Origin of the sequence: Neorhizobium sp. JUb45, assembly GCF_004343585.1 — a bacterium.
In the GTDB taxonomy this organism is placed as follows: Bacteria; Pseudomonadota; Alphaproteobacteria; order Rhizobiales; family Rhizobiaceae; genus Neorhizobium.
On record NZ_SLYW01000001.1, the window covers coordinates 336,202 to 350,373 of the forward strand.

The 14,172-nt window shown below is 59.8% G+C and carries 15 protein-coding genes; 8 read left to right on the plus strand and 7 right to left on the minus strand.

Features of this window, described 5'->3' with window-relative positions; all coding sequences use genetic code 11:
* Nucleotides 1–98 precede the first annotated feature (98 nt).
* Both EDF70_RS01500 and EDF70_RS01505 read left to right on the plus strand, forming a co-directional pair.
* Nucleotides 99–791, plus strand: coding sequence for an OmpW family protein (locus EDF70_RS01500; RefSeq protein WP_132271488.1), 693 nt, complete (start codon nt 99–101; stop codon nt 789–791).
* A gap of 351 nt (nt 792–1,142) precedes the next feature.
* Nucleotides 1,143–2,156 carry a serine hydrolase gene (locus EDF70_RS01505; RefSeq protein WP_132271489.1) on the plus strand — a complete coding sequence of 338 codons (1,014 nt, stop codon included), beginning with the start codon at nt 1,143–1,145 and terminating at the stop codon, nt 2,154–2,156.
* 2 nt (nt 2,157–2,158) lie between these two features.
* On the opposite strand, the gene EDF70_RS01510 is transcribed toward EDF70_RS01505, so the two are convergent.
* Nucleotides 2,159–2,836, minus strand: a complete 678-nt coding sequence (locus tag EDF70_RS01510) for a hypothetical protein (RefSeq protein WP_132271490.1) — start codon at nt 2,834–2,836, stop codon at nt 2,159–2,161.
* Between the two features lie 209 nt (nt 2,837–3,045).
* Between EDF70_RS01510 and EDF70_RS01515 the strand changes: the two genes are divergently transcribed.
* On the plus strand, nt 3,046–4,212 hold the full coding sequence (locus tag EDF70_RS01515; RefSeq protein WP_165931916.1) for a GGDEF domain-containing protein: 1,167 nt from the start codon (nt 3,046–3,048) through the stop codon (nt 4,210–4,212).
* Nucleotides 4,213–4,236: 24 nt separating this feature from the next.
* Here the strand turns inward: EDF70_RS01515 and EDF70_RS01520 are convergent, their stop codons facing one another.
* From EDF70_RS01520 to EDF70_RS01540, 5 genes are all read right to left on the minus strand, one after another.
* Nucleotides 4,237–5,223 carry a WD40 repeat domain-containing protein gene (locus tag EDF70_RS01520; RefSeq protein WP_132271492.1) on the minus strand — a complete coding sequence of 329 codons (987 nt, stop codon included), beginning with the start codon at nt 5,221–5,223 and terminating at the stop codon, nt 4,237–4,239.
* Nucleotides 5,224–5,282: 59 nt separating this feature from the next.
* A complete protein-coding gene (locus EDF70_RS01525; RefSeq protein ID WP_132271493.1) occupies nt 5,283–6,437 on the minus strand; it encodes a GTP-binding protein in 1,155 nt (384 codons plus the stop codon).
* Between the two features lie 131 nt (nt 6,438–6,568).
* Complete coding sequence (locus EDF70_RS01530) at nt 6,569–6,958, minus strand: type II toxin-antitoxin system VapC family toxin (RefSeq protein WP_132271494.1); 390 nt, start codon at nt 6,956–6,958, stop codon at nt 6,569–6,571.
* Nucleotides 6,955–7,293, minus strand: coding sequence for a type II toxin-antitoxin system prevent-host-death family antitoxin (locus tag EDF70_RS01535; RefSeq protein ID WP_132271495.1), 339 nt, complete (start codon nt 7,291–7,293; stop codon nt 6,955–6,957). Before EDF70_RS01535 ends, EDF70_RS01530 begins: the two co-directional genes overlap by 4 nt.
* Before the next feature lie 103 nt (nt 7,294–7,396).
* On the minus strand, nt 7,397–8,212 hold the full coding sequence (locus tag EDF70_RS01540; protein ID WP_132271496.1) for a creatininase family protein: 816 nt from the start codon (nt 8,210–8,212) through the stop codon (nt 7,397–7,399).
* A gap of 94 nt (nt 8,213–8,306) precedes the next feature.
* Here EDF70_RS01540 and EDF70_RS01545 point away from each other — a divergent pair, with 94 nt between their 5' ends.
* The 4 genes from EDF70_RS01545 to EDF70_RS01560 all read left to right on the plus strand — a co-directional run bounded on the left by EDF70_RS01545 (nt 8,307) and on the right by EDF70_RS01560 (nt 11,711).
* On the plus strand, nt 8,307–8,789 hold the full coding sequence (locus tag EDF70_RS01545) for a MarR family transcriptional regulator (protein WP_132271497.1): 483 nt from the start codon (nt 8,307–8,309) through the stop codon (nt 8,787–8,789).
* A gap of 108 nt (nt 8,790–8,897) precedes the next feature.
* Nucleotides 8,898–9,917, plus strand: a complete 1,020-nt coding sequence (locus EDF70_RS01550) for a LacI family DNA-binding transcriptional regulator (protein WP_132271498.1) — start codon at nt 8,898–8,900, stop codon at nt 9,915–9,917.
* Between the two features lie 41 nt (nt 9,918–9,958).
* A complete protein-coding gene (locus EDF70_RS01555; RefSeq protein WP_132271499.1) occupies nt 9,959–10,924 on the plus strand; it encodes a 2-hydroxyacid dehydrogenase in 966 nt (321 codons plus the stop codon).
* 7 nt (nt 10,925–10,931) lie between these two features.
* Nucleotides 10,932–11,711 (plus strand): immunity 22 family protein, encoded by a 780-nt coding sequence (locus EDF70_RS01560; protein WP_132271500.1) that lies wholly within the window; start codon nt 10,932–10,934, stop codon nt 11,709–11,711.
* Between the two features lie 10 nt (nt 11,712–11,721).
* On the opposite strand, the gene EDF70_RS01565 is transcribed toward EDF70_RS01560, so the two are convergent.
* Nucleotides 11,722–12,507, minus strand: coding sequence for a gamma-glutamyl-gamma-aminobutyrate hydrolase family protein (locus tag EDF70_RS01565; protein ID WP_132271501.1), 786 nt, complete (start codon nt 12,505–12,507; stop codon nt 11,722–11,724).
* A gap of 306 nt (nt 12,508–12,813) precedes the next feature.
* Here EDF70_RS01565 and EDF70_RS01570 point away from each other — a divergent pair, with 306 nt between their 5' ends.
* On the plus strand, nt 12,814–13,920 hold the full coding sequence (locus tag EDF70_RS01570; RefSeq protein ID WP_132271502.1) for a TRAP transporter substrate-binding protein: 1,107 nt from the start codon (nt 12,814–12,816) through the stop codon (nt 13,918–13,920).
* Nucleotides 13,921–14,172: the final 252 nt, after the last annotated feature.

The following is a 14,172-nucleotide window of genomic DNA, read 5'->3' on the forward strand; positions in this document are numbered from 1 at the left end:
GCAGTCGGTGCGCCGCGCCCGTGTGTTTGATCCGGATCAAACGTCACTCTGTCGCATGCGCCTAATCCTTGATCATCATTGATTTGAAGGAGAGGGACATGAACATCAATCGAGCACGGGTTCTCAGCTGTCTGGCTGGCGCAAGCGTTGCATTTTTCGCGATGGGCGCCGCTGCTGCCGATCTCGCGGCGCCGCAGGCCGCACCCGTTGCGTATGATGCGCTGTCGGCCAAAAGCCCGTGGCAGATCCGCGTTCGCGCGCTGGGCGTCATTACCGAAGACGAAGGTTCCGTAAACGGTGTGTCGGGTGTCGGTCTCGAATATAGCGACACGGTCGTTCCCGAGCTGGACATCACCTATTTCTTCACCGAAAATTTTGCCGCCGAACTGATCCTCGGCACGACCTATGCCAAGATCAACACCACCGGTGCGCTCGGCGATCTGGATGTGGGCAAGACGTGGCTGCTGCCGCCATCGCTTATGCTGCAGTACCACTTCACCGATTTCGGCGCGTTCAAGCCCTATGTCGGTGCCGGTGTGAACTACTCGTTTTTCTATAACCAGTCAGACAGGGGCGCCTTCTCCAACGTCGACGTTGAAGACGATTTCGGCGCCGTCCTGCAGGTTGGTTTCGACTACATGTTCGACGAGCATTGGGGCCTGAACTTCGATGTGAAGAAGATCTTCCTCGAAACCGAATGGACCGCCACCCACGATACGCTCGGCCCGCTGTCCGGCAAGGCCAAGATCGATCCGTGGCTGATCGGCGCAGGTGTCACCTACCGGTTCTGACGCGAGAACAAACCGGTAGGAGGCCGGCCGGCGCAACGGAGGCGGCGCCGGCCACTTTCTTTCTGAAAATATCGAACACGGGGCGCCGAAAGGTGGCCTCGTGTTTTGCGTTCTGCTGAGCAGAAAAAAGATGTTCACGACCGTTTGACATTTATTCGACTTGTAATCATATTTTCGAAAGTACAAATATGTTGTGTCCTCGTGGGGACACTTGGGCATGATGCCCTGAAGCCCCGTCCTGACATGATGTTGGGGCGGGGTTTTCATTTTCGGTCGTCACAGCCTTTCACCTTGCCGTGAATCCCGCTGCTTTGCCATGACGCTGCCCAGCCGCTGCTCTAGCTTTGCTGAATGCTTACACGTCGCTCCGCTCTCATTTCGCTGCCGTTCCTCATCCCTGCCGCGCAAGCGTTTGCGCAGGGTGCACCAGCCGGTACCGGCCTGAAGGCGGTGCTCGACAATGCGTCGAACCTGTCTCCGCTGAAGGTCGTTTTGGTAAACCGTGAGGGCAAACTGCTCGTCGAGCGTGCTTTCAATGGCAATTCCCTCAATGGCTCCACCAATATCAAGTCGGCGTCGAAATCGATCATCTCCGCCATGATCGGTATCGCGATCGGCAAGAAGCTGCTGGACGGGCCGGATCAGAAGATCGCACCGATCCTCAAATCTGCCCTGCCATCCGATCCTGATCCGCGGCTTTCCGAAGTCACCATCGGCAATCTTCTCTCCATGCAGGCCGGGCTGTCGCGCATGTCGGGGCCGAATTACGGGCGCTGGGTGTCGAGCGGTAACTGGGTGCGGTTTGCGCTGTCGGAACCATTCGACGGGGATCCGGGCGGGGCCATGCTCTATTCCACCGCTTCGACGCATCTGCTTTCCGCCATCCTGACACGTGTGGGGCGCAAGTCGACGCTGGAACTGGCGCGCGAGTGGTTCGCGCCGGTGGATGATTTCCGCATCGGTTCGTGGGAGCGTGATCCGCAGGGCATCTATCTTGGCGGTAACCAGATGGCGATGACGGCGCGGTCGCTGATGGCTTTTGGCGAGCTATACCGCAATGGCGGCAAGACAGCGGAGGGACGGCAGGTGATCCCGGCGGACTGGATCGCCACCTCATGGCAGGTGCGCACAAACTCGCGCTTTTCCGGCGATGGTTATGGCTACGGCTGGTTCAACCGCACTATCGGCGGCGAAAATGTCTGGTTCGGCTGGGGTTATGGCGGCCAGATGGTCTATATCGTGCCGTCGCTGCAGATGACGGTAATAATGACCTCGAATGAAAGCGGCCCGTCGGCACGCAACGGTTATCGCGACGATCTGCATGCGTTGCTCGGCAATATCATCGGCGCCGTGCGCTCGGCCTGAGATCAGGCCGTCGCAAGCCAGATCATGTGGCGTGCGCCGCCGCCCTTACCGCGGCCATTGGCATGCACGCGGGCTTCCTCGACTGTAAAACCGCAGCCCTGCAGGCGGCGGGTGAATTTTGTATCGGGTGCCGACGACCAGACCGAGAGCACACCGCCGGGCGTCAGAGACGTTCTGGCGGCGCGCAGGCCACGCTGGTCGTAGATGCGGTCGTTTTCATCGCGCGTCAGCGCTTCCGGGCCGTTATCGACATCAAGCAGGATGGCATCCCATGCCTGCGAGCCGGCCTTGATGAAGCTGGCGACATCGTCTTCCTCGATCGTCACGCGCGGGTCGGACAGGCAGTCGCCATAAACCTCCGCCATCGGGCCACGCGCCCATGCCACCACAGCCGGCACCAGTTCGACGACGGTGATCTGCGCGTCTTGCGGCAGTTCCTTCAGCGCTGCGCGCAAGGTAAAACCCATGCCCAGTCCGCCAATCAGCATTTTGGGCTTTGGCCGCCCCTTGATCTTCTCCCAGGAGAGTTTGGCCAGTGCCTCTTCGGAGCCGCTGAGGCGACTGTTCATCAATTCGTTGCTGCCGAGCATGATGGAGAATTCGGAGCCGCGCTGTTTCAGGCGCAGTTCGTCACGACCGTCTGGCACCTTGGCCGTATCAAGCACTATCCAGGGGATCATCGTTTTCTCCGCACGCGGTCTTTCCGTTACCCGCCTTATGCCGGTTCGGGCGTCATATCGCAATCAGTCGAAAAAATGCATAGCTGCAAAAACGAACTAGCCGCGAGACTGAACAAACAGCAGACTAATGCTCGCATTAGGGGAATCTTGCTCATCATTTATAAAGGAGAGGTTGTCTAGACTTCGCGCCGGACGATGGGGTGATGGGGATGGCATTCGATCTGCGGACGATTTACGCGATGACCGCGCTTGCCTGTGTGGTTTTGGGCTGCGTGCAGGGCGCCGCTTTTTTTACCGGCCGCTTTGGGCGCTGGCTGGCATGGTGGAGCGTCAATAATATCCTGCTTGGGTTGGCGTCATGCCTGATCGTGTTGCGGGAAATTGCCCCGGATTTTCTGTCGATTTCGGTCGGAAACACGATGACGATCGTCGGTTGCGCGCTGTTGCCGGTGGCGATCCGCGAATTTGCCGGACGCAAGACCAGCCCATGGATCGTCCTTCTTATGGCCGGGTTGCCGAGCCTTCCCTATTTTACGGTCTTCACGGATCCTGCCCATTCGATGCCGCGCATCGTGTTCTCATCCGCCGTCTGCGCCCTTTTTGATATGGCGGTTGCCTGGGAAGCGCGTCGGCTGGCGCGCGAGGAAAAATTGTACTCGGCAGAGCTTGCCTCCGGTCTGTTTGCGCTGACGGCAACGCTCTATGGGGCCCGCGCCATGATGGGCTGGTGGGGCAGCCTGGGAGATGGGCCGCTTTTCCACAATGGCGACCAGACGCATGCAGCACTTGGGCTTGTGGCGATGCTGCTTTTGACGCTGCGCTGCATGGTGATCATGATGATGGCGACCGAACGCACGCAGCTGCAGTTGCAGAGTGCGGCCTATCACGATGCGCTGACAGGGGTACTCAATCGGGCCGGAATGAGCCGTGCTTTTGGCGAGTTGCCGCGCCAGCCGCTGGGCGTGCTGCTGATCGATATCGATAACTTCAAGCAGCTCAACGATAGCTGCGGCCATGCAGTGGGCGATGATGTTCTGAAAGCCTTTGCATTTGCAGCACATGCCGTAACCCGGCCCGGCGACCTTGTGGCGCGTCATGGCGGTGATGAGTTCGTCGTCGTGCTGCCGGGGCTTTCACAGGAAGAGGCGGCCGCTCTGGCCCAAAACATGCGCAAGGCATTTTCGACCACGACAGCAGGTCTGGCCACGGAGTGCAGCACAAGGCCGACGCTGAGCATTGGTGTGGCAACCGGCCAGACAACGGAGCCGGAAACGCTGGAAGCGATCCTGCACAAGGCCGATCAGGCGCTGTACCGTCGCAAACGCGATGGCCGCGACGGTGTCGATGTTTTCGTCGGAGAATTGCAGGCGGCCTGACGACCAAGCCGCCTGACGGAGGGATCAGGCCGAGATGTCGATGACGCCGCAATCGCCGGCATCGGAGGCAAAGGCCAGCCGCTTGCCATCACTGCTCCAGCTGAAGCCGGTAATGCCGCCCTTGCCGGGACGGCGCAACAGCGCTTCCTTGCCATCGGACATTCGCACACCCAGAATCATGCCGTCGATATAGCCGATGGCGAGCACCTCTTCGGCCGGATGGAAGGCAACCTGCGTGACCATGATATTGGCGCGGGTGCCCAGTTCCTGCGGCGCCTTGCCCATCGGGCCATCCTTGCCGGCAAACGGCCAGACGATGGCGGCAGGCGCACCGGAAGAGGCCAGCCACTTGCCCTTGGGTGACCAGGACAGCGATTTCACCTTCGCCGGATAACCGGTCATGCGCATGTGGCGGGCATCACCCGCCTTGCCATCGAGCTTCCAGCCGTGAAGAGCGTTTTCAACCATCATGGTGACGAGGAAACGGCCATCCGGCGAGAAGATGACGCCGGTATGGGCGCCCTTCCATTCCAGATCCTGCGCCGGCGCATTGGTGCCGACCCAGTGCATCGACACGCCGTTGTAACGGGCCGCTGCGATGCGCATGCCTTTCGGCGCGAACGCAATCGCCTCGACGCTGCGTTCCTCGGTGAATTCCCTGGTTGTGCCATCAGCAAGCTTGACGAAGCTCGACTTGCCGTAAGCGTATGCGACCGCGTTCTGCGGGCCTCCGGCAACGACATTGATCCACTTGCGCGGCGCTTCGGCCACCAGCGTGGTCGAGCCGTCGGCTGCAATGCGCAAAACCTTGCCGTCTTCGCCGCCCGTCAGCAGCGTATTGCTGAAAGGATCACGAACGAAGGTGAGAAGGCCCTGATGGGCTTCATCCACCTTTTCGCCGCCATCGAGGCGGTGGATCGTGCCGGCGGCGGTGGCGAAGAACGGGGTGTCGCCGAGGAAGTGAACCCCGACGACATGGCCTTCAAGATCAAGCGGTGCAACGGTCGGCATTGTCAGGCATTTCTTTCACGCATGGATTTCGTAAGTGACCGCTTGGTCGGTATCGGCTATCAGGCCGGTGTCTTTTTCGTCGCCTGGCAGGCAAGGAAACTCTGCTCGATCTTGGCGAAATCGAGATCGCGGCCGATGAAGACGAGGCGGCTTTCGCGCTTTTCGCCATCTTTCCACGGACGCTGGTGATCGCCTTCGACGATCATGTGCACGCCCTGAACCACATAACGCTCCTCGTCACCCTTGAAGGCGATGATGCCCTTGAGACGGAGAATGTTGGGGCCTTCTGTCTGGGTGATCTTCTGGATCCAGGGGAAGAAACGCTCCGCGTTCATCTCGCCGCCGCGCAGCGAAATCGACTTCACCGTCAGGTCATGGATGGCCGAAACGGCGCCCGGCGAATGGTGGTGATGGTCGTGACCATGATCATGCTTGTGGTCATGATGATCGTGGCCGCAATCGGGACCGCAGGTGTGGTCGTGATCGTGGTGATCATGATGATGATGGCCGTGATCGTGATCGCAGTCAGGCCCGCAGACATGGTCTTCATGGCCGTGCTCGAGGAAATGCGGATCGTTTTCCAGCGCGCGCTCAAGGTTGAAGGCGCCCTGATCGAGCACACGAGCCAGATCGACACCCGAACGGGTGGCCTTGTAGACGCGAGCGGTCGGGTTGATGGCGCGCACGATTTCTTCGATGACGGCCAGTTCTTCCGGCGTCACGAGGTCTGTCTTGTTGATGACGACGACATCGGCAAAGGCGATCTGATCTTCGGCTTCGCGGCTGTCCTTCAGACGCAGCGGCAGGTGCTTTGCATCGACGAGAGCGATGACGGCATCGAGCTCGGTCTTGGCGCGCACGTCATCGTCCATGAAGAAGGTCTGAGCGACCGGGACCGGATCGGCAAGGCCGGTGGTTTCGACGATGATGCCATCGAAACGGCCGGGGCGGCGCATCAGGCCTTCGACGACACGGATCAGGTCGCCGCGCACGGTGCAGCAGACGCAGCCATTGTTCATTTCATAGATTTCTTCATCCGACTCGACGATCAGGTCGTTGTCGATGCCGATTTCGCCGAATTCGTTGACGATGACGGCATATTTCTTGCCGTGGCTTTCGGAGAGGATGCGATTGAGGAGCGTCGTCTTGCCGGCGCCGAGATAGCCGGTCAGCACGGTAACGGGAACGGGCTTTGCGGTGGCTGCTTCGGTCATGGAAACCTCGAGAGATCTTGTGGCGCTATCGCGCGGAATTTTGGGACCCGGACATCCGGTCCGCCCCATATAAGAGCAAGCGGCAGCGAGTTCAAAGGGTTTAATGTTATAAGATGACGGTGGGGGGATGATCAGGCGGCGATGGCCGGCTTGATGTCTGTGCGGGCAAAGTCGTCACCGATGAAGAGCAGAGGGCAGTCGAATTCCTGCGCCGTGGCATAGGCAAAACAATCACCGAAATTGAGCGATGCGGGATGGAAGCCTTTGCCCCATCGGGAGTAGGCGGCGGCTGCACGTTGGGCACGAAACGGCGTCACGTCTATGGTCTTAGTAATAACGCTATTCAGAAGATCGCTGACATCCTGAACAAGTTTACGTCGGGCGGACACGATCAGGACCTCTGCAAATGTGCCTGCAGAAATAAGGACCACTTTCTCTGTTGCCAAGACCTTTTCACGGTCGCGCGCCATCGGCTCGTTGGCTGCTATTGCGATAATTGCCGACGAGTCGATGACGATCATTTGGGCAAACCGAATTCATCATAAAGAAAATCCTGACTATGCGCGGCATCGGTATCATCAAAAGAGTTTCTTTCAGATGCGCGCCTGCGAATTCTTTCGAAAACTTTTCTCTTTTCTTCAGCGCTCAGAGGCTCACGTCTGGGTGTCAGAGGACCAACTTTTGCCAGTTCGGCGACGGCATCGTAGGATTGGAGCGACGTTTCAGCTGCTGCATGCACAATTGACAGCCGTGCGGATGGCAGGCCGGGCTGGGTCAGGATAACCTCTTCGCCCTGCTCGGCACGCCTCACCAATTCTTCAAGCTGATTTTGGGCTTCGGCAATGGATATGCGCATGTCCGCCTCCTTTGGGCGATCACAACTTCCGGCAGTATGAGGCATTGCGATTTCTGCGGCAAGCGTCCGAGCTTTGCAGATTTTACGTTGGTGGCGCAGGTTGCTAATTCAAGCTTGCCACATCAAACCGCGCCACATCCTCCAGCAATTCGATAAACCCCGCCACCGCATGCGCCACCAGCTGCTCTCCACGCTCGGCCGTGGCAGCGCTCGCATCGCCCGCCACGCCCTTGTCATTGAGGTCGCGCATCTTCCAGCCGAAGGCATGCGGCCCATAGGCGCGCAGGTGCCTGTAATCGCGCGCGAAATCCGCCTGTCGCGAGCCAAATCGTTCCGCCTTCGCCATGTCCACACGATCCGGCCACAGCGCCAGCATGACCGAGGTCTCGATGTCTCCGCCATGAATGTCGAGTGCCTTGTCTTCCGGCTTGATCCAGCCATCGGGCTGGCCGAAACGTGTCCAGCTGGTCGCCACTGCCAGCATGTCGAAACGCACGCGGGCCTCGGTGGCGACGATCGTCAGCAGCGGCGAGTTGCCGCCATGGGCGTTCAGCATCACCAATTTGCGGATGCCCTGCCCATGCAGCATTTCGGCAATGCCGAGCCAGCGTTCGACCGCTTCGGCAAAGCCAAGCGTTTTTGTGCCCGTCACATCCATGTGCTCTATCGAGTAACCGACCGGCTCGACCGGCAGGAACGTTACGGGCAGGGTTCGCGGCAATTGCGGGATAATGCGCTCGACAAGGCCTTCGGCAATCAGCGAATCGGTTTCGAACGGCAGGTGCGGGCCGTGCTGTTCGTGGGCGCCAAGCGGCAGAACGGCGATCCAGGTACTGCGGTCCTCTGGAGCAAGGTCTGGATCGTTGATGGCAAAATGACGGGCGGGATGGCTGGCGGACGTCGTCTCGACATTGGGCATCTGGTGATGGTTCCCGGCTTTCGCTATGGATGTGCTTCGTATACCGGGAAGGCATCTCCATGGCAAAGCCGCCACGGCAAAGACGGGTGAGAGCATGAGCAAGAAAAAAGCCGAGAAGAAGAACAAGACCGGCAAGAAGAAGGGCGCCTATGAGGCCGTCGATATCGCTCCGGCGATCACCCAGGCCGCGCGTTCCATGCGCACAGCGCTCAGCCACATGCTGTCGGAAAGCGGGCTTTATGCGGGACAGGACGGTGTCATCATGCTGCTCGCCGAAGAGGATGGCCTGACGCCGGGGCATCTGGCCGACAAGCTGGGCGTCAAGGCGCCGACCATGACGCGCACGATCGGCCGAATGGAAGCACAGGGGTTTCTGGAGCGCCGTTCCGATGACAGCGACGGTCGTCTTGCCAAGGTGCATCTGACCGAACTCGGGCGCAAGAGCGTGGAACAGATCGAGCGTTCGACAGCCGGTTGCGGTGCGCTGGCGGCGAAGGGCCTGTCCGACAAGGAGGTCAAGACGCTGATCAAGCTGTTGCGGACGGTGGATGAAAACCTGCAGCCGGGCGAAGACTGAAAGTCGCAGGCAAACCGCGTTTCAAAGCTTGCGAAACGGAATTAAATTGTTTTAATAATTTAAATCCCGATTGCGCCTCCGTTTGGTGCGTCTCACCCCGGAGGACTTGTGGCCCAAAAGATCAAGCTGTCGACGATCGCCGAAAGCCTCGGGCTTTCGACGGCAACCATTTCCCTTGCCCTTCGTGACAGCCCGCTGGTGGCCACCGATACCCGCGAAAAGATCAAGGAACAGGCGCGCGCGCTCGGTTATATCTATAACCGCCGTGCCGCCAGCCTGCGCACCTCGCGCTCCGGCATTATCGGCGTCGTGGTGCATGACATCATGAACCCGTTCTACGGCGAAATCCTCAAAGCCATCGAGACCGAACTCGACCGCAATCGCCAGACCTTCATTCTTTCCAACCATTACGATTCGGTCGAAAAGCAGCGCAATTTCATCGAAACGCTGCTGCAGCTCGGCGGTGATGGCGTCATCATGTCGCCGGCCATCGGCACGCCGATCGAGGATGTGCGACTGGCGGAAACCAACGGCATGCCGCTGATCCTCGTGGCCCGCTCGCTGGAAGGCACGGCGCTGCCGACCTATCGCGGCGACGACAGCTACGGCATTTCGCTCGCCACCAATCACCTGATCGGGCTTGGCCACAAAAGCATCGCCATGATCGGCGGCACCGACCAGACATCGACCGGTCGCGACCGTTATCAGGGTTATGTCAACGCTCTGCGCAAGGCCGGTATCGAGGTCGATCCCGAACTGCGCATTCCCGGCCCGCGCTCCATGCAGGGCGGTTTCGAGGCGGCGGTGAATTTTCTGTCGCTGCCGCAGAAGCCGACGGCTGCCGTCTGCTGGAACGATCTTGTCGCCATCGGCCTGATGAATGGCATTGCCCGTGCCGGACTCGTGGTGGGGCAGGATATTTCCGTCACCGGTTACGATGACCTCGAACAGGCTTCCATCTCCGTACCGGCACTCACCACGGTATCCAACCAGCAGGCCGAAGTCGGCCGTCTGGCGGCACGCGCGCTTCTCGATCGCCTTGCCGGCAGCCACGAGCCGGATGGCATCCATCTCATCAAGCCGGAAATGCGTATCCGCCAGTCGACGGGCCTGTATCGCCCGCGCTGAGTCGCATCCCACCTTTTAGAGATCAGCACAGGAAAAAGAGCATGACCGACAAGCCCGTCACCGTCCTCATTCCCGGACGTATTCATCCGCGTGTTCTGGAGCGGTTGGAGAAAAGTTTTGACGTGGTGAAGGTGGCGGGCCAGGGCGGCGAACTGGAGCTGGATGAAGAGACCCGCGCAAAGGTGCGCGCCGTCGCCCTGTTCGGCACGCTGCAAAAGCCGTGGATGGACAAGCTGCCGAACCTTGAAATCGTCTCGAATTTCGGTGTCGGTTATGATGGTGTCGATGCGACATACGCGGCTAGCAAAGGCATTGTCGTCACCCACACGCCCGATGTTTTGAACGACGAAGTGGCCGATACGACCATCGGCCTGCTGCTCAACACCGTGCGTCGCCTGCCGTTGGCCGAGGACTGGTTGCGCAGCGGTCGCTGGAAGGCGGAAGGGCCGTTTACGCTGTCGCCGCTGTCGCTGAAAGGCCGCCATGTCGGCCTGCTGGGGCTTGGCCGAATCGGCCTGGAAATTGCCCAGCGGTTGGAAGCCTTCAAGCTGAAGATCAGCTATCACACCCGCACCGCCCGCACGGATGTGCCCTACACACATTTTTCCTCGCTGAAGGAGATGGCGGAAGCGGTCGATACGCTGATCTGCATCGTGCCCGGCACGGCCGCCACCCACAAGATCATCAATGCCGACATCCTCTCCGCACTCGGCCCCAACGGCGTGTTCATCAATGTCGGCCGCGGATCGAGCGTCGATGAAGAGGCGCTGGCTGCCGCGCTGCGCAACGGCACCATCGCCGCTGCCGGCCTCGACGTGTTTTACCAGGAACCGACCACGGCCGCCGATTTCCTCGATCTCGACAATGCGTCACTGCTGCCGCATGTCGCCTCCGCCTCGGTGCCGACACGCAATGCCATGGCCGATCTGGTGGTCGATAACCTGATTCAGTGGTTCGATCATAAGAAGGTGCTGGCGCCGGTGCCGGAAACACCGGTCAAGGGGTGAGTGCCCGATGAGCCGATGCAAGCTGCAGATCAGACGAGCGCCTGATATCGGCGAGGCATGGGGTCGGCTGACCGTCGCGATCGACAACAGGACGCTGTTCGATATCGAGGCGGGTGAGACGAAGGCTGCGCTGTGCGAGCCGGGTGATGCGACGATCATCGTCACTGCCTCGGACGGGCGCGGCTTTTCGCGGCGCATGGCTCTGCCGCCGGAGCATGTCCTTGTTCTGTCGCTGCATGCGGTTGCACCGGTGTGGTGGCGGACCTTGCTGGGCGTTTCGCGGTTCCTCGATTTTACGGAAATAGCGCGAACTCCTATCGGCCCCTCCGAGCCCGGCCCGGCCAGCCAACTGACGCAGCAGATGTGGATCGGCCACGCCGCCAATGAAGGCGCGCTACACGCGCTGATGGCCGAGCGAGACGGCTATTATTCGGACGACAATGCCGAACGCGAGGATACGCCGGAGCATATGGCTCTATCTGGCTTCGCGGAGGCGATGGGTCAGCCGTCCTACGATCACGACTTTCTCGAATACGGATTTGCAAAACCGGGCGACGATCTGGAAAGCCGTTTTGCCGGACATTCCTGGGTCGAGGCATGGGCGCCGGTTCTGCGTGACACGCTATCTGCCGAGGAACTTGCCGACATCAATGTCTTCGTGATGTTCGGCGTCGATCGCGATCCGCAGTTCGGCGATCGCCGGCAGATCCGCCAGCCGCGTGATCTGGCGCTCACCGATATCCGCTTGCGCTATATCGGTGAGATCAACCATCCCGTCCGATCCTGACGGCCGGGCCTTATTCTGCCGCGAGGTTACGCACAGGCGCTGCGGTTTTTCCCGCCGCATAATCCCGTACGGCATCACCAAATGCTTCAAAAAGCTGGCGTGACGGCTGATCGACAGCTGCCCAATATTCCGGATGCCATTGCACGCCGACGGCAAAATTTTTCGCATCGATGACCGAGACGGCCTCGATCGTGCCGTCTGCCGCCGTTGCCTCGACCTGCAGGCTCGGTGCGGTCCTGGCGATCGCCTGCCGGTGCAGCGAGTTCACCTGCACCTCGCCGGCCATGCCGAGATAATTGGCGATGCAGGAGCCTTCCCTGACGAAAACCGGTTGGCGGATCGAATACATCACGTCGCGATCGGCATGTTCCGGCTTGCGGTGATCCCAGATACCTTCTTCCTCCTGGATTTCGCTGGCCAGCGTGCCGCCGAGCGCGACGTTCAGTTCCTGGATGCCGCGGCAGATGGCGAGAAGCGGAATGCCACGAGCGATGGCGCGGCGGATCAGCTCTAGCGAGGTGGCGTCGCGGGCCAGATCGAACGGGCCATCCTTGTCCGTTGCCTCAAGGCCATAGCGGGACGGGTGTACATTGCTGGCGGCGCCCGAAATCAGCACGCCATCGACGCGGTCGAGCAGGCTATCGATATCGTTACCGTCCTCGAAGGCGGGTACGATGATCGGCATGGCCCCGGCCACCTGAAGTGCTGCCTTGGCATACTGGTTGGGCGTGGCATGCCACAAAGCGCCTTCGATCTCCTTGATATCGGCGGGAATGGCAACGATCGGCTTGGGCATGCGAGAGGCTCCGAAAGGCTGGTCTGGATCAGCCTTTTGGCGCTGCTCACGGATGGAAGTCAAGCGCGCCGATGCAACCTTGGTCGCCGTACCGGGCAAAGTCTATTCGGGCACATGTGTGTCGACGCCAAGCAATGTGCGGCGACGTCTAAGACGAAAGTCTCATGTGCTGCGGCTGTTCCTGCATTCGAAAATACAGATGCCACGCTTGCCAGTGATCAAACGTCATGGTTGTTTCATATACGGTCGCGGGATTGGAGAGAGGCCCGTGGTCCGGTTCAACGTGAAGCTCACTGGGAGGTGAACATGGATCGTCGTGCATTCTTCAAAAAAGCGGCTGCCACGGGGGCGGGCGCTGCTGCCGCAAGCGTTCTGGCGGCACCCGCCATCGCGCAGGAAAATCCTAAGATCAGCTGGCGCCTGACCTCGTCGTTTCCGAAATCGCTGGATACGATCTGGGGCGGTGCCGAGGATATTGCCAAGCGGGTGAGCGAGGCGACCGGCGGCAATTTCACCATCCAGACCTATGCGGCCGGCGAAATCGTGCCTGGTCTGCAGGCGGCGGATGCAGTGAGCAACGGCACGGTCGAGATGTGCCATACCTGCTCCTATTATTACGTCGGCAAGGACCCGACCTTTGCGATCGGCACGGCCATTCCCTTCGGCCTCAATGCGCGGCTGACCAATGCCTGGTTCTATGAGGGCAACGGCAACACGTTGCTCAACGAGTTTTATGCCACCCACAAGCTTTACGGCATGATTGCCGGCAATACCGGTGCGCAGATGGGCGGCTGGTTCCGCAAGGAGATCAATACGGTCGACGACCTCAAGGGCGTGAAGATGCGCATTGCCGGCCTCGCTGGCCGCGTCGTCGAAAAGCTCGGCGTGGTGCCGCAGCAGATCGCCGGCGGTGACATCTATCCGGCGCTGGAGAAGGGGACGATCGATGCCGCCGAATGGATCGGCCCCTATGACGATCAGAAGCTCGGTTTCTACAAGGTCGCCAAGTATTACTACTATCCGGCCTTCTGGGAAGGCGGCCCGGCCATTCATGCGCTGATCAATCTCGACAAGTGGAACAGCCTGCCGAAACAGTATCAGGCGGCGCTGACGGATGCGGCGGCCTATGCCAATACCAACATGATGGCGAAATACGACCTGAAAAACCCGATTGCCGTCAAGCAACTGGTCGGGCAGGGCACGGTGCTGCGGCCATTCAGCCAGGAAATTCTCGAGGCCTGCTATGGCGCTGCCATGGAGGTCTACAAGGATATTTCCTCCAAGAACGAATGGTTCAAGAAGATCTACGAGGATCAGGTCGCCTTCAAGAAGGAAGGCTACCTCTGGATGCAGCTGTCGGAATACACCTATGACACGTTCATGATGATCCAGCAGCGCAACGGCAAGCTCTGACCACGCGCACGCTCTGAAACTGTGATGCCCCGGCTGAAAAGCTCGGGGCATTTTTTCAAACGCGATTACAATTTTTGCGTGCAAACGATTGCGTTCGCCACATCATGAAATACAGTTGAAATGTTGGAGAGCAGAAGCAGCATACTCCGAGGCCAGCCGGAGTGTCGGTGAAGACGGGCTTCACCGACTTAGGCATAAGCCTTGCTCTCGAACCGGAGGTGATGCGATGTGGAAACCACTGAGCATTACACT

Coding starts and splice junctions, on each gene's coding strand:
- EDF70_RS01555 (WP_132271499.1), top strand. CDS start 9,959: ATGACCGACAAGCCCGTCACCGTCCTCATTCCCGGACGTATTCATCCG.
- EDF70_RS01570 (WP_132271502.1), top strand. CDS start 12,814: ATGGATCGTCGTGCATTCTTCAAAAAAGCGGCTGCCACGGGGGCGGGC.
- EDF70_RS01535 (WP_132271495.1), bottom strand. CDS start 7,293: ATGCGCATATCCATTGCCGAAGCCCAAAATCAGCTTGAAGAATTGGTG.
- EDF70_RS01520 (WP_132271492.1), bottom strand. CDS start 5,223: ATGCCGACCGTTGCACCGCTTGATCTTGAAGGCCATGTCGTCGGGGTT.
- EDF70_RS01545 (WP_132271497.1), top strand. CDS start 8,307: ATGAGCAAGAAAAAAGCCGAGAAGAAGAACAAGACCGGCAAGAAGAAG.
- EDF70_RS01515 (WP_165931916.1), top strand. CDS start 3,046: ATGGCATTCGATCTGCGGACGATTTACGCGATGACCGCGCTTGCCTGT.
- EDF70_RS01510 (WP_132271490.1), bottom strand. CDS start 2,836: ATGATCCCCTGGATAGTGCTTGATACGGCCAAGGTGCCAGACGGTCGT.
- EDF70_RS01505 (WP_132271489.1), top strand. CDS start 1,143: ATGCTTACACGTCGCTCCGCTCTCATTTCGCTGCCGTTCCTCATCCCT.
- EDF70_RS01525 (WP_132271493.1), bottom strand. CDS start 6,437: ATGACCGAAGCAGCCACCGCAAAGCCCGTTCCCGTTACCGTGCTGACC.
- EDF70_RS01540 (WP_132271496.1), bottom strand. CDS start 8,212: ATGCCCAATGTCGAGACGACGTCCGCCAGCCATCCCGCCCGTCATTTT.
- EDF70_RS01565 (WP_132271501.1), bottom strand. CDS start 12,507: ATGCCCAAGCCGATCGTTGCCATTCCCGCCGATATCAAGGAGATCGAA.
- EDF70_RS01530 (WP_132271494.1), bottom strand. CDS start 6,958: ATGATCGTCATCGACTCGTCGGCAATTATCGCAATAGCAGCCAACGAG.
- EDF70_RS01560 (WP_132271500.1), top strand. CDS start 10,932: ATGAGCCGATGCAAGCTGCAGATCAGACGAGCGCCTGATATCGGCGAG.
- EDF70_RS01500 (WP_132271488.1), top strand. CDS start 99: ATGAACATCAATCGAGCACGGGTTCTCAGCTGTCTGGCTGGCGCAAGC.